At 40.2% G+C, this 14,657-nt stretch carries 12 protein-coding genes; 2 read left to right on the forward strand and 10 right to left on the reverse strand.

Going from position 1 to position 14,657, the window contains the following annotated elements; genetic code table 11:
* The 3 genes from PGN18_RS06745 to PGN18_RS06755 all read right to left on the reverse strand — a co-directional run bounded on the left by PGN18_RS06745 (position 1) and on the right by PGN18_RS06755 (position 3,305).
* Positions 1-810, reverse strand: a complete 810-nt coding sequence (locus tag PGN18_RS06745; RefSeq protein ID WP_335318657.1) for an oxidoreductase — start codon at positions 808-810, stop codon at positions 1-3.
* 351 nt (positions 811-1,161) lie between these two features.
* Positions 1,162-1,659 carry a hypothetical protein gene (locus tag PGN18_RS06750; protein ID WP_335318658.1) on the reverse strand — a complete coding sequence of 166 codons (498 nt, stop codon included), beginning with the start codon at positions 1,657-1,659 and terminating at the stop codon, positions 1,162-1,164.
* A gap of 50 nt (positions 1,660-1,709) precedes the next feature.
* Positions 1,710-3,305 carry a response regulator gene (locus PGN18_RS06755; protein WP_335318659.1) on the reverse strand — a complete coding sequence of 532 codons (1,596 nt, stop codon included), beginning with the start codon at positions 3,303-3,305 and terminating at the stop codon, positions 1,710-1,712.
* A 160-nt stretch (positions 3,306-3,465) separates the two neighbouring features.
* On the opposite strand from PGN18_RS06755, the gene PGN18_RS06760 reads away from it, so the two are divergent.
* Positions 3,466-3,837: an Hpt domain-containing protein gene (locus tag PGN18_RS06760; protein WP_335318660.1), complete on the forward strand. Its 372-nt coding sequence runs from the start codon at positions 3,466-3,468 to the stop codon at positions 3,835-3,837.
* Between the two features lie 170 nt (positions 3,838-4,007).
* On the opposite strand, the gene PGN18_RS06765 is transcribed toward PGN18_RS06760, so the two are convergent.
* The 3 genes from PGN18_RS06765 to PGN18_RS06775 form a co-directional block, all read right to left on the reverse strand.
* Positions 4,008-4,943 carry a hypothetical protein gene (locus tag PGN18_RS06765; protein ID WP_335318661.1) on the reverse strand — a complete coding sequence of 312 codons (936 nt, stop codon included), beginning with the start codon at positions 4,941-4,943 and terminating at the stop codon, positions 4,008-4,010.
* A gap of 253 nt (positions 4,944-5,196) precedes the next feature.
* A complete protein-coding gene (locus PGN18_RS06770; RefSeq protein ID WP_335318662.1) occupies positions 5,197-6,612 on the reverse strand; it encodes an AcvB/VirJ family lysyl-phosphatidylglycerol hydrolase in 1,416 nt (471 codons plus the stop codon).
* Positions 6,613-6,640: 28 nt separating this feature from the next.
* The gene (locus tag PGN18_RS06775; protein WP_335318663.1) at positions 6,641-9,229 is read right to left on the reverse strand and encodes a phosphatidylglycerol lysyltransferase domain-containing protein; all 2,589 of its coding nucleotides are present in this window, start codon (positions 9,227-9,229) and stop codon (positions 6,641-6,643) included.
* Positions 9,230-9,595: 366 nt separating this feature from the next.
* On the opposite strand from PGN18_RS06775, the gene PGN18_RS06780 reads away from it, so the two are divergent.
* Complete coding sequence (locus PGN18_RS06780; protein ID WP_335318665.1) at positions 9,596-10,273, forward strand: DUF4397 domain-containing protein; 678 nt, start codon at positions 9,596-9,598, stop codon at positions 10,271-10,273.
* Between the two features lie 204 nt (positions 10,274-10,477).
* On the opposite strand, the gene PGN18_RS06785 is transcribed toward PGN18_RS06780, so the two are convergent.
* The 4 genes from PGN18_RS06785 to PGN18_RS06800 form a co-directional block, all read right to left on the reverse strand.
* Positions 10,478-11,008, reverse strand: coding sequence for a hypothetical protein (locus PGN18_RS06785; protein ID WP_335318666.1), 531 nt, complete (start codon positions 11,006-11,008; stop codon positions 10,478-10,480).
* 10 nt (positions 11,009-11,018) lie between these two features.
* Positions 11,019-12,203, reverse strand: a complete 1,185-nt coding sequence (locus PGN18_RS06790; RefSeq protein WP_335318667.1) for a chromate transporter — start codon at positions 12,201-12,203, stop codon at positions 11,019-11,021.
* A gap of 67 nt (positions 12,204-12,270) precedes the next feature.
* Positions 12,271-13,122, reverse strand: a complete 852-nt coding sequence (locus PGN18_RS06795) for a chromate resistance protein ChrB domain-containing protein (protein WP_335318668.1) — start codon at positions 13,120-13,122, stop codon at positions 12,271-12,273.
* A gap of 228 nt (positions 13,123-13,350) precedes the next feature.
* Positions 13,351-14,472, reverse strand: a complete 1,122-nt coding sequence (locus PGN18_RS06800; protein WP_335318669.1) for a Gfo/Idh/MocA family protein — start codon at positions 14,470-14,472, stop codon at positions 13,351-13,353.
* Positions 14,473-14,657: the final 185 nt, after the last annotated feature.

The raw sequence follows: 14,657 nt of genomic DNA on the forward strand, positions 1-14,657 counted from the left end.
TTATTTCATCAGGCTCATGATTAATTTGTCGAATGCCCTGTCTGATAGTATTGATTTCAAAAACAACATCAATTTGGCGCCTGAAGCTCCCGCATATCTCGTTTTCGGACATTTGGCCTCGATGCCTTTTTTAATGAGTTTGGCAATCACTATCGGATCTGATGCATTTTTCTCCGTCGCCGCATACATTTTACTCACTCCTTTTGCCAAATGGCCATATGCCGTTTTGCCCGAGATCTGGTTGAGGTATTGAGCTCCCAGGCCTGTCATTTCAGACTTTGTTCCGCCCGGCTCGATCACAATAACATCAATGCCAAACGGTTTAACTTCTTTGCGGAGCGCATCACTTAATCCCTCAATGGCGAATTTACTTGCATGGTACCACGCACCCATCGGCAAGGTCACTTTGCCTCCAACTGAAGAGATATTGACGATCTTCCCATATTTGTTTGCACGCATCCCTGGCAAAACCAATTGCATCAGGCGGGCTGCAGAGAACACGTTCACATCGAATTGGTATTTTGCATCAGACATTGGCATGTCTTCCAATGCGGCATAATAGCCTAAACCAGCATTGTTAATCAAAATATCGATTCGACCTGCTTCTGTCAGAATTTGTTCTACGCAAACCACCAGGCTATCTTCATTCGCAACATCCAAAAATAAGGGTTTAATACCGAAGTTTTTTAACGCTTCCATTTTTTCTAACCTGCGCGCAGCGGCGTAGACCTTATACCCCTGTTGCGCCAAAAAAATTGCGGTTGCTTTTCCAATACCAGATGATGCGCCGGTAATCAATACTGTTTTCATTTCTCTATCCTTTTATTAATCCTGCAAAGGTTGCCTATTTAGAAATCAAAACATTTGTCATATGGCAAAAATTTGATTTTAAAGATTGTTGGCGAGCAAAAACACAATTTGAATGTTTAAGCTTTTGGGTAGCGGTTGCAAAGTCGAATTTACAATGGTATCTTCTACTTATGGGGCGGTTAACACCGGTACGAGTTATAGATTATTAATAAAAGAAGTTAGTTCCGATTGGTTAAAATCAGGATCATCAGGTGCTTCGCAAAATGTTTTACTTCATTAATACATTGCGATGGAAGCAGTTCAAATTATCATTAGACGGACCATTAAGTGCTTAAATAATGTGCTGATAAGCTACAAATTCAAATATGGATTTTGACTTTTAAAAGAGTAATGAAACAGATCTTCATTTGATAGTTTAATGAGATTTTGCAGATATGCGGGTAAACCTTCACCATATTTTCCATTGTATGTTTGCGTCTCCCCAATTTTGCCTTTCACCATTTCGACAGTCCTGAGGTAATCGTTGTTGTAAACGATACTCGAAATCATCACAATCCCTTCTGCATCAAATTCTTTCGAAACACCGAAAATTACGTTTCCCCTATATTCACTCGTCTGTTCTAAAATTCCAGCTGAATTGTAAACATTTTCGATACCATTCTTGCGTCCATTCTGATACTGTGCTTCAGATTCAAGCCTGTTGTTAAACTTCACCAATAACACCCCTGTAAAAGGCAATTTAAATTCCCTATCCAAAAAGTAAACCGCATTTCCGTTGATGTCGTTTTGAGTATACAAGCGATCATCAATATCTTCAAGCCTTAATTCATTGTCAAATAAATCAGTCATACATTTGTTTCGTATTATTGCCTTTGGCCATGATTACATTTGAACTGCTGTTATAAGTGATTCCTATTCAGCAGCTCCTGTAATTGTGAATATAAGCTTTCTGGTTCAATTGGCTTTAGGATATAGGCATCTATTCCGACATCTTTCCCGGCTAGCCTGTCTTCCTCCTTGATAAATGCAGAGAATGCTATGATCGGTATATGTCTATTGTATTCAGATAATTCATTTCTTATTTTTCGTGTAGTTTCTATACCGTTCATCACAGGCATATTGATATCCATTAGTATTACGTCATACTGTTTTGATTTGGCCTTAACATAAGCATCCAGTCCGTTTTCAGCTTCATCAACCTGAATATTCCATTCTGATAATATCTGTGTAGTCACAAATCGATTGATTTCGTCATCATCAGCAAGTAATAAAGAAATATTGCGGAAAGATTTACGAGCCCGCTCTTTAGTTTCCGGTACTTTTGAAACTTCAGTTTCGCTGTTAACTTTATACCAGTTGGTAAAGGTAAAGGTTGTACCCACCCCTACGCTGCTTTCTACATTTAGGGTACCACCTTTAAGTTCAACCAGTTTTTTAACAATTGGCAAGCCTAAACCGGTAGATCCAAATTTATCGGCCATGGGCGATTCCAGTCGTTCATATCGGTTAAAAATCTGGCCAATTAATTCACTCGGTATGCCAATCCCCGTGTCAGAAATAGAAAAACTCAATAAAATCTGCGATTCTCTAACTTCGGAGATGGTTACCTTAACATTAACACCGCCGTATTCCGTAAATTTTATGGCATTGTTGATTAAGTTAATCAAAATCTGATTGAGCCTTAATGTATCTGCCATTACAACATCTGGTATGTTTTTATCAACAGTAAATGATAAAGCAAGGTTCTTGCTTTCTGCCAGTGGCCGTGTTAGCTCACATATATCATTAACCAGCCTGCTCAAATCAGTTTCTACTTTGTTGATTTTTACCTTTCCTGCATCAATTTTGGATATATCCAGTATGTCGTTAACTAGTTGGAGTAGAAGCTTAGACGAGTAAGTTAACATTCTTAAGAGCTTGGATTGTTCAGCGTCTAATTTAGTAGCTTCAAAAATGTGTATCAGACCCAAAATAGCATTTAGAGGGGTGCGTATTTCGTGGCTCATATTGGCCAGAAAGTTTTCTTTTGCCAGTTTACTTTTTTCTGCAATGGATACCATCTCCAGTAGTTCTTTTTTATACTGTTCCAGCTGATGATTTTTATTATTGATTTCCCTTTGTTGAAGAATTAACTTTGTTATGGAATCAACTTTTGCGATAGTAACATGTAAATCAAGTGGCTTAAAAAGGTAATCGACAGCGCCAAGCGTTAAACCCTTTACCACATCATTGGTATCCATGGAGTAACCGGTAATTAATATCACCATTACCCTTCGTGTTAATGGATTATTTTTTATAGCTTGGAGCAGTTCAAAACCTGATAGTTCTGGCATATTCACATCTATCAGTGCGATATCAATTGAATGATCAATACACATTTGCCAACCCTTTTTTGGAAGAGTGGTACCATAGCATACAATATCGTCTCGCTTTAGCGCAGATGTTAACATATTAACATTATTCAAATGATCGTCGACTACCAGTATATTTATCATTTCTTAGTGATATTAAGCATTTTAAACAATATTTTTGTTACATTGTTTCATATAAGTTACACAGCTCGCTGCATTAGATTTATGGTATATCCTGCCATATTTAATCAAAATATCAATAACACTAGATTAGAAATATTAAACTATAATATAAGATTTGGATATGTGCAATTCTAACAATGTCGATAAACCATTAAATCTTTCCTATCTCGAAAAAATTTCAGGAACTAATACAAAATTTATTGTTACAACAATTGACCTTTTCAATTCGCGCATGCCACAATTAATGGAGGAAATAGGCGATGCAATTGCATCAAGAAACTGGGATAAAATCGCATTTCTTGTACACAAAATGAAGACTTCGTTTAGCTATCTGGGTAGAGAAGATATTATTGAAGACCTAATCGAAATAGAACAACTTTCGCTTAATAAGGTAGGTCAGGCAAATATAGTACTTTGCTTTGAGCACGTAAAAGCAGCAATTAACAAGCTGAGGGAGCAGTTAACCCTCTATAAGAGCCAACTCGCAAATTAATTCCAGAGCAGGGAATGACCAAGTTTACCAATGATTTATGGCTTTTTATATCGTATATCGATCATCCTATACACGTAGGAGATATAAAATACATTCTGGGCTAACCCCTCTACGCTGATAAACATTGCTTAGGCGATTTATATTGTAAAGGATTACTATTTGTTTCACAATTAAAGAACCGATACCATCGCTACAACGCTTGCCAGGTCCTGATTGAGGGAACGTATGGTTGATTGCAGCTGGTTGAGCATGGCTGATCTGGCGTGTAGTTCATCAGCCCTGTACATGCCGCCATCTCCAAATAAAAGTTGTGCACCCTGATCGTTAGCTTTCCCATCCAGTTCAAATTGTGTCCATCTGTTTTTAATACTATTGGCGAGGGTAACTTGCCCGGTGTTACTTAGCGCCTTTTCCTGCAACATTCTCCAAACAAATACCGGAAAGTCATCGCTTCGGTTATGCTCTTGCCAAATATCACGAAGCAGATTACGTGGATGATGATAGGCGATCTGCCTTCCCTTTGGGTTTATGGTCAGCGCACCTAAACCCGCACTCAACAATCCCCCGGATATTGCGACAGTATTTTGGACACTGTTTTTCTTGATGAGTGCGGTTGCAACGGTAGTTAATGCACCTGAAATTACCGAGGTGACCGTGAGCCGGGTATTGCGTTTTGAATTTAATTCATCAAGATAGTTACCAGCCATATCCGCGCGCTCGCCCTCACAATCCAATTCCGCAGCGACAGCATTAAGCTGTGTTTGGGCGAGGATGATTCGTTGTGTAATGATTTGTTTATATTCAGATCCCTGTCCATTACTATACCTGTTCCCATCGGTTTGGATTGCCTTTAAAGCAGCGATATAATATTCTATTCCCAGTATACTACAAATAATCTGATCATGTGCAGACATTTTAACTTTCTGTTCTTTAGCCTCTTTAAGATCTGCCCAGGAATCGAATGGTTGTGCATAAGAAATTGTTGGCTCGCAATAACTGTTGGTTAAACTATTTAATTTAGCGGCTTGACGTTGCTTAACCACTGACGCACACGAAGTGGCCAGGACACTACAATAAAGTAAACCGATGATATATTTGATTTGCATGTGAAAAATATTTAGACTTAAATTTAAGATTATCATTTAGAACATCAGTTCGATCATCAATATTAGCCGCTTACTGCTGAACTATTTTATTTCATACCTTAATGGTGAATTGTAGCGAAAAGATATGAGAAAAACGGTGCCTTAAGCCAAACTCATCGAAGATAATCTGACCACGCTTTGCCCCTGGCAACCAGATCAGCATTACAGGATCAAACCCACGAAAGATAATTATCACTAAAATGATCTACAACAATCAAGGTATAAGCGCAGTTGCAATGATACCAAAGCTGTTTACATAATGGTGTCCGCCCTGAAGGTAAACAATCTTCGCTTTCTGCGTTGAAATTGCTTTCACAGGAAGGTCAGTCTCCTCTTTACCAAAAAAGCAGACAACTTTTGTACCTTCTACACGGTTGATTTCTGCAGGTACAGAAAATCCATTATCATTATTGCCAAAACTTAACAAATCCGAAACATGGATCTCAAAGTCGGTATCTTTTGATGGCGAAAGCAAGCCCATAGCCAATACATTTCGTCGCAGGTTTTCAGGCAGTCTGTTGTAAGCAAAACTCATTACATCCGCTCCAAAAGAATACCCTACCAAAATAATTTTTTGCTTTTTCCACTGCCCGGCATAGGTTTCTATTATTTTGGTTATATCTTCAGCAAGCTGCGATGCACTTTTCTTTTCCCAGAAGTACTTTAATGCATCAAGTCCTGCAACCGGGGCACCCCGTTCAGCAAAAGCATCTACTGTCTGCTGATCATAACCGGTCCAGCCTCCATCTCCGGAGATAAATATGACCATATAATCGCCACCGGTTGTTTTGGCTTCTGTAAGGTGAAGAGGAAGATCTAACTTTCGCATGGCTCCAACCGGAATACCCTTATCCTGATTCTGGACAATTTCCTTAAATGCAGACATAAGCTGGGGAACCCAGTTTTTCTCATTTCCATAACCATGCCCTACGCCTGGGAGCGGTATAACTTTCGCATTGCCCACCTTCTTTAAAAAAGTGGTTGTTGAGGCATAATTGCAGATTTTGTCATTTTCTCCCTGAAGCGAAATAAGCGGTGCAGAAAGATTGCCCGCAGCACCGATATCATAACCCTTTGCATCCTTCCGTTTCACAACCGTGAATTCACCAGAACCCTTACATAAAGGTTTTTTAATATTGATATCAGGACAAAATCCGAGCACAATTCCGGCCTTGAAAGTATTTTGCGGTGCCTGGGCCAACAGACCATATACCAGTGTAGCCCCTGAAGAATAGCCTAAAAGTATTGGAACATTATAGGTTTTATAACCCAGATTCTTTTGAACAAACTGGCTCATCCGCTCAAAATCTGCAGCAGGATACAAACAGGAAACTGCACTTTTATTCATTGAACGGAAAACCGGCCTGATATCTACCCCGATTAAAAGCGTATGTTCGTCTTTTAAGTGTAAAGCAATCCCTTCAATGCCTGCGTTCCATCCGCCATCACCAGAAATGCAGATGATCACATTTTCTACCGCTTTCTCTGCCTTATATAGCCTGAGCTCTCCAAATCCGGCGTACGAAAGCATGTCAGGAGGAGGTACTGCCATAACTTTAGGAGAAGTTAAAATCAGCAACAATACCACAGTTGTATATAAAGGGATTTGCCTGCGAATACACTTTGACAATAAATTATATTTTTTCATCATGAAAAGATTAATCAGCCTTCATTACGGCATTTAATACTGATGGAAGCCTTAAGAGATCAAAATGGGTATCATAAACTAAAAACCGGTCTTCCCACACAGGAGAAAACTTCTGCTTAAAATCGCGAAGACCATGATAGTGGCTGAACATGCGAAGCTTTTCATAGGCAAACTTTACAGCCTGTTCCGGAAGATCCCGACCTTTATCAATGCCAGAAAGTGGTGCCATCCCCATATTTAAAGACTTGTATCCATTGGCTTTACCATAGGCAATAAGTTCGACAATGAGTGCATCCATATTTCCACCAGGTGCATCTGTTGTCTTACGGATTAAATCATACGTGAGCTCACCAGGTACATAATCTGGAATAATATTTAAAAACGCGACAATCTTTTCATCCTCATTCTCCAAAGATAAAAGCGGCTGATTTTTGAGTTCATTTTCATCAAACCTGCCTTGAGAAAAAACCATTTCCTCCCGCTCAAAGCTGATCAGCCAATCATCGCTCACTTGTCTAACTTTCTGCAAAATACCTGACTTTACCGGAGGAGAGTAGGTTTTAATCACAAAACCCTTTTTCTGAATACTGCTTAAGGCATTTCTCAACGATTTTCTCGCACCACCTTCCAAACTGAAACTAGCAAGATCTACTATGGCTTCCTGGCCAATGATGATATTTTTCCTTCCCAGTTTTTCATACAGGCCAATCTCTTTACCGTCAACTCGGTAATAAGCTGCTTTAAGTCCATTCTGGAAACAAAACTGTTCAAACTCCCGGAGAATGCCCAGCTTGATATCTTCTTGATCTGCACACACTGGTCCTTCTAAAGCGATAGCAAAATCGCCCGAAGCACGGTAAGCGATAAAACCATCGCGATTTTCCGGAAAAAAGAAAAGCTTATCGTTATAGGTTTTAAAATAATCAACAGCCGAGCGCCCATATTTTCCCAACAGTTGCTTCGCCTCTTCCAGTTCTTCTTCCTCTACCCGATTTTCAAAGAGATAGGGTTTAATGGAACCATAAACGATGAGCAGAATCGATCCGGCACCGAGCAAACGTATGGAATTTAAAAACAGACTGGCAAAATGGGTTTTGGCAACCAGTCCACCATAATTGAGCAATATAAAATTATCAAAAGTGCTGCGGATGGCATTTTCCAAAGAAAAATCAATACCGAAATGCCTTTTGTCGAGGAAATAAAATCCAACTATACCATAAATAGTCACAGCGGCAAAGATGGTGAGTGCAATGCCCAGACTAAAATTCTGCAGGTTACGGTTTGCTTTTACATAATATTGTTTCCGGGTAAGCAGCAACACCGCCAATACGGTAAGCGCTAAAGTGGCCTCTTCATAATCAAGGCCTTTTATCATATTTCCACCAATGGCCAGTATGCAGAGCAAAACAGCAATGTTCCAGGCGCTTCTCATCCCTTTTAACAAAAATGCAGCGGTAATAAGTTGCAGTATACCGATTAATAATACCAATCCGTTTGATAACCTTAAAGCCTCAACCGGCAAAAAATTTGCGAGTATTTCCAAACGTCCTTTAAGTGCCGGGGTAAGTACAGATATAATGTCAACTATACCCAAAGCAAGAAGCATTAATGCAGGCCAAATGCGCAACACAATATTTCTTTTATTTAAAATAAAACTAAGCGCACCAAAAAACAATGGTAACCAAAATTCAAACAAACGATAAAGAAAGGTAATTGCTGCAGCCTGCGTAGTATCCAATCCATAGCGTTTTAACACAAGTACCAGACTGAGCTCTACCGCACCAAGCCCTTTTAAAAAAGGTGAGATCACGAGAAATAGTGTAGCAATTACATAGCCTACAACAGCTGCGTCCAGATGCCCCGAAATACCCAATGCTTTTATGGCAATAACAAGGTGCGCAATACCGACAAATTCGATAATTAAGGAGATTGATATGGTTTTGATCAACGCAACAGAAGAAAAATTACTTGCAGCGATTTCTTCTAAAATAAGTTCGGTATCGGGCCTAAAACGGATAAGTTTTCTATATGCCCAGCCTTTTCTGATCAGGGAAATACTTAAGCCTACCAGCAAAATAATGGTTAGGCTAAGTGCACCAAAAGCAAACAAATCGCCATTAAGCTGTTGTTTGGTGAGCAGCAGATAAATCATTACGGGTATGGTAACCATAAATACAGTAAAAATACCCACAAGACCATAGATGTATGAGGCTAAACTGATCCGAGTGCGGCTTACGCCGCTCTTTTCGATCTCACCCGAGAAAAAAGCCAAAGAGGTAACTCCTCCACCAGGGAGAAACACACTAACGAAATTCCTTTTAAGAAAAAGTTTTAAGCCCTTGCCCATGCTAATGCTGGCATCAACGGTTTTAAAGCTATAACGATACATGATGGCATGGCAAAGACAATAAACTATGGTTAGGATAGTGCCCATTATAACCATAAGTGTATTTGACGAACGGAGTATTACGCCAAGTTGGAGGAGCTCATGCTTCTGGTGGCGGAAAAAGAAAATAGCAAATAGAATAAAGATAAAACCAAGGATTTCCTTGGCATAGTACTTCCTTAACTTGAAGTGTTGATGGGTCAGCTTGATCATAGGTGGGCTATCTGGCTATAGCTAAAATAACAAATCAATTTAATAGTAACAAAATGTTGACAGTTATAAATTAACCGACCAAATTTTTGCAGTCGAAAGACCGGGAAAGTATTAAATGACGTGCACCTTTAGAAATTGGTAATAACCTAACAATGACTTACTGAAATCGAATCTGTTAAAATTCGTACTAAAAATGTTACATATCGACTTGTGTTTTATACATTTTCATGACAAGAATACAACTTAAAAGTATGCTGTAAAAATTATAAAATATTAATTATCAATTAGTTAAATATTAACTAATTATAATAATTAACATCAAGGCATTTTTTTTGGAATGCTGGAGAGAACATAATTAAATATATCATGAAACTTAAAACTAATTCTTTATTCGCCAGGTTTGCGGTAGCCGCAGCGGTGGTTCTTTCGATTTCATCATGCAAGAAAGATAACAACAATGATTCAAATGCTAGTGCCCGGATATCTTTTGTGAATACCGTAGAGGGATCTGCAGCGCAAGATGCCTATATCAATGATGCTAAAGTGAGTGCATCAGCTATAGCCTATTCCAATACCGTAACGGATATCTCTACCGCAGCAGGGAGTAAAACCATTGCCTTTAAAAATTCAGGATCTGCAACGGTAACCGCATCTGCAAATGTAAATGCAAGTGAAAATTCTTCGCAAACTGCTTTTTTGGTAAAACAAGCCGATGGTAGCCTGGCCATTAACAGCTATGGCAATGATGATAATACTGTAAGCGGCAAAGCAAAAGTTCGTTTTATCAATGTTGCACCAATGTTAAGCAGTACCATTAATGTAACTACTTCTACCGGCGCCAACCTAATTTCCGCTTTGGCTTTTAAAACGGCCTCTGCTTATCAAACGATCGATGCCAATACCAGCTTAAATATCAACATCACTGGATCATTGGAAACCACAACTATTGCAGGTTCGGAGTTACAAGCCGGAAAAATTTATACCATCTGGTTTGATAGTTCAACAACTACCAAAGCCAGGTACCATATCATTATTCAAAAATAAAAAAAGCGGCCTGTGCCGCTTTTTTACTTTAAGGCACATGATCTGTATTCTTTCACTTCAACTATCATGACAATCAACTAAATTTCTATATCATGCTTTGGTGCCGTGTATTGGAAGTTTATTAATGTTGCCAGTGCTGAGAAATTAATCGCCTTACCAATTTAAATTAGGATTTATCTATATTGACTTGCCGTAGCTAAAGCGTTAAAACCCGATGCCTACCTGTAGCCCTCCGCCTAAAGATGCTGGTTGCCCGTTACCGAACCGGAACGGAACCGGAAGGGCTGCATATAAATTCATATTCTTTCCCTTCAATAAAACCTGGTTAACAACTGGCGTAAAACCAAATCTGCCACTGGTTTCAAAAGCTGCCCTGGCAATAAAGGTGAAACCATGGCTGAAGCGAAACATCGCACCGGGGTGGAAGAGCACTGAATTTACTTTTGAAATGCCATGCGATGTATGGATGAATGGCACCAATTCAAAACTTACACCAAAATGTTCACTTTTCAAGATGTTTATTCCAAAGGGGAAACCTATGGTATATACTGTTGAAAAATTGTCGGTAAAGCCATGCTTGCTCCAGCTGCCTATCGGATTGAGTACGGCCACGTAGCCTGTTACTTTGGGATATGGTGAAGGTTGCTGTGCATTTGCAGAAAGCATTGATGAGACAATAATGCAAGCCGTTACCAGAAGCGTGCGAATGATTAAATTGGTATTTGTTTTTAACATGATAACTTGTTTATATAAATTTAATGATTAAACCGATTAGTGCAGCTACACCTACGATATAGGGTTCCTGTATCTTTTTGATATAAATAAGTGCAAGTACGGCACCGATAGCAATAGCAGCTGTTGCGATATCGGTAACTGAACGCAAGCCGATTACAATTACCGATCCTACGAGCGCACCGATCACTGCCGCAGTTATACCTTCTACAAAAGCTTTAATACTGACGTTCCGGGCAATCTTTTTAAATGATGGAGCAAGAGCCACGGTAAAAAGGTAGCAGGGCAGAAATGTGGCTACTGCTGCTACACATGCACCGGGAAAGCCTGCAACCAGGTAACCAATAAAACCAACAGTGATAACCACTGGTCCGGGCGTGATCATGGCTACGGCTACCGAATCTACAAACTGATGTTCGGTGAGCCAGCCAAATTCCTTTACCACCCCACCGTGCAGAAACGGTACAATAGCAAGGCCGCTCCCGAAAACAAACGCACCAGCCTTGGCAAAAAACCAGCCGATCTCCTGCAATGTCTTAGTGTCATAATTCCAGAATCCCGTGCTTATAAAAATACCTGCAGAAAGTGATGAAGATTTCTTTAACCATTTAGGAGGTGCCTTGATTACCATATAAAGCAGGCCACAAGCCAAAAAGAGCACAATTTCTTCTCTTTCAGTGATTACAGTAACCACTATGCCCAAAACATAAAATATCCAGAGGAGCCATTTTGAACGCATTGCGGAAAACTCAAGTTTACTAATAGATTTAATGGTTAACTTATAGGCACTTACTGCAATAATTCCAATTACTGCCGCTCCAACACCATAAAAAACGGCCTGCATCCAGGCCAGTCCGCCGTAGAGTTGGTACACCATTCCTAGGATAAGCACCATTATGAACGACGGGAGCACAAAGGCAAGTCCGCTTAGTGTTGCTCCTAAAAAACCATAATGCACAAAACCGATATAAATACCCAGTTGTGCTGCTAGCGGGCCAGGTGCTAGTTGAGCCAATGCCAGTCCCTCTTTATATTCTTCTTCGCTGATCCACTTTTTATCCTCCACCAGGTCGCGTTGCATATAGCCTACCAACGCCACCGGCCCTCCGAACCCCCAGGTGCCGAGTTTTAGAAAATAGAATGCGATTTGTTTAAGGGAGTAGGCAATATTTTTATTCGCCTTCTTTTGATGCTCCATTGTTTTTATGTGGTTTGTATGCCACAATATTAGCCAATGAAAAAGCCTGGAAATTGTACGGAATTAACTATTTTGTATTCTTTTTACCTTTGAGAAGGTTTTTTCTGAAAGCTGAGGGGTTCTGGCCGGTTTGTTTCTTGAAAATCCGGTTGAAATGGCTTTGATCTGAAAAACCGGTGAGGTAAGCAATTTCAGTGAGTGAATAAGCTACCGTTTCCATCAGACTGATTGCCTTATCGATACGCATCTTACGGATGTAATCACCAAAAGACAGGTTATCAAAATACCTCGAAAATTCGCGGGAAAGGTATGCAGGACTAATCTCAAGAGAATCGGATGCTTGCTGCAGGCTCATGCTCATATTGGTATCCAGCTGGTCCTGAATCATGTCGCGCAGCTCCCTGGTCCATTCAGGCGCCTTTTTTTCACTTGATTTTAAATACTTATGGTATACTTCAAGCAATAGCTGTTCAACAGGCGATTGCGTATGCCGCTGGTTGTGGAGGTGCCTGGCCCAGGTATACAATCCATCATAAACCTTCATACCAAGTTCAAGCAGTTCCTGGTCATTGGTTATATTTCTGGAAAGCCCCAGAAAAATAGCAGAAAGCCCGGCTGCCTGCGGTGCAAAATCAAGCCGGTCCGTATCGGCACCACGGATAATTGCTGCCATACGGTCAAGTGCTTCATCCCTGAGCTGGTGTTTTTTTAAAAAATAATCAAATGTACAGCGGTCTTCAAAATGGCTGTATTCTACCCCAGGTAGATCGAAGGGAATAGCACCGATCTCATCAGCCAAAACTAAAACCTGCTCAAAGGGCACATAGATGATTTCTGCATCAGGATCGATAAATCTTTTGATCAGCCACGGACAAGCTATCCGGTCAATTTTTGGTCTCTCTCTGGTGATCCACTTCATGGTTAGCACAATAGGATAATAGGTGCAAAGGTAATGGGTAGCAACCAGAATACCTGTTATTGTTTCACAAACACTAATAATTATTTGCCAAACTTTGCATATGGTGGCTATCTAAGTAACATTTCCTATAGAAGTTTGCCTTCTGCCAAGGCTAGTGTGATGCGGCTGTAATAACCAGATGTTGAAATTATTTCAAAGGGATCTTGTTAAATCCGTTTCAAAACTCTGTTAGCCAACTGCTAACCTGATCTTTTTCCCCGTTTTTACGGCTTCATAAATGGCATCAATAATTTTAAGATCTTTTAAACCCTCCTCACCATTTACAGGAACTACAGGCTTCTTATCTTCAAAAATAATAGTGGCCATTTCATCCATCTGTACGGTTTGATGCGTGGTTACCGGCTGCGTGAGTTCACCCCGGTGTGTTCTGCCCTTGATTGGCCCATAACCAGTGGAAGGCTGCATTTCTGCAAACCCCTTGTCGCCACTCATAAAAAATCTATCCAGGTGGTTGATGTTATAGCTCGATAAACAAGACGCTACCGCACCGCTAGGGAAACCCAATTGAAATTGTATCGTTTCATCCACCCCTTCTTTAAACTTTCCCGGGTCGGTTTTGGTTTCCTGAGCAGTTACCCAAATCGGCTCTTCGCCTACCATATACCTTGCACCGTTAATTGCATAGATTCCGATATCCATCATTGATCCACCTCCTGCAAGTGCTTTGTTTAACCGCCACTGCGTGGGATCGCCTATTTTAAAACCACATTGTCCCTGGAAAAACATGATTTTGCCGAAGTCACCCGCACTTCGCATTCGGATCACCTCGAGCGTACGGGGTTCAAAATGCATTCTATAACCAACCAGTAATTTCACATTTGCCTTTTTACAGGCTTCAATCATTTCCTGACCTTCTTTAGCATTTAGGGCCATCGGTTTTTCACAGATAGCATGTTTTCCGGCTTTTGCGATACGGATAACCTGATCATGGTGAAGGGCATTTGGCGTAGTTACATAAATGGCATCTATATCCGGATTATTTTTCACCTGGTCGAAATTATCATAGTGGTAACAATTTGTTTCAGGGATGCTATATTTTGCTTGCCAATCCTTAACCTTTGAAGGCGTACCGCTAATTACACCAACCAGCTTTGCTTTGGTACAAGCTTTCATCGCCTCTGCTACCCGAATGCCATACCCACCTAAACCCATAATGGCTACTCTAAGTACCCTACCCTCGTAAGGCTGCTCGATTAGGTCAGGAGCGTCAGCAAATGCCGATATTGAACTTAATTGCAACATCAATGCTGATGCGCCCATTTTTTGTAGAAAGTCTCTTCTGGTATTCATAATGGCTCGTTTAGTTACATACCTTATCCAGTAAAAGCATTAAACAATAGATGTGATTACACATTTTCTCACTTAATGAATTGATTTACTTTATGATAGGTAACACAGATCGGTTACATTTAGTTTTCAGGATATGATTTAAGGATGCTTTGCCCTTAGGTCATACCACCTCCAACTATCCGCGA

Source organism: Pedobacter terrae (genome assembly GCF_036946585.1).
Classification (GTDB): domain Bacteria; phylum Bacteroidota; class Bacteroidia; order Sphingobacteriales; family Sphingobacteriaceae; genus Pedobacter; species Pedobacter terrae_C.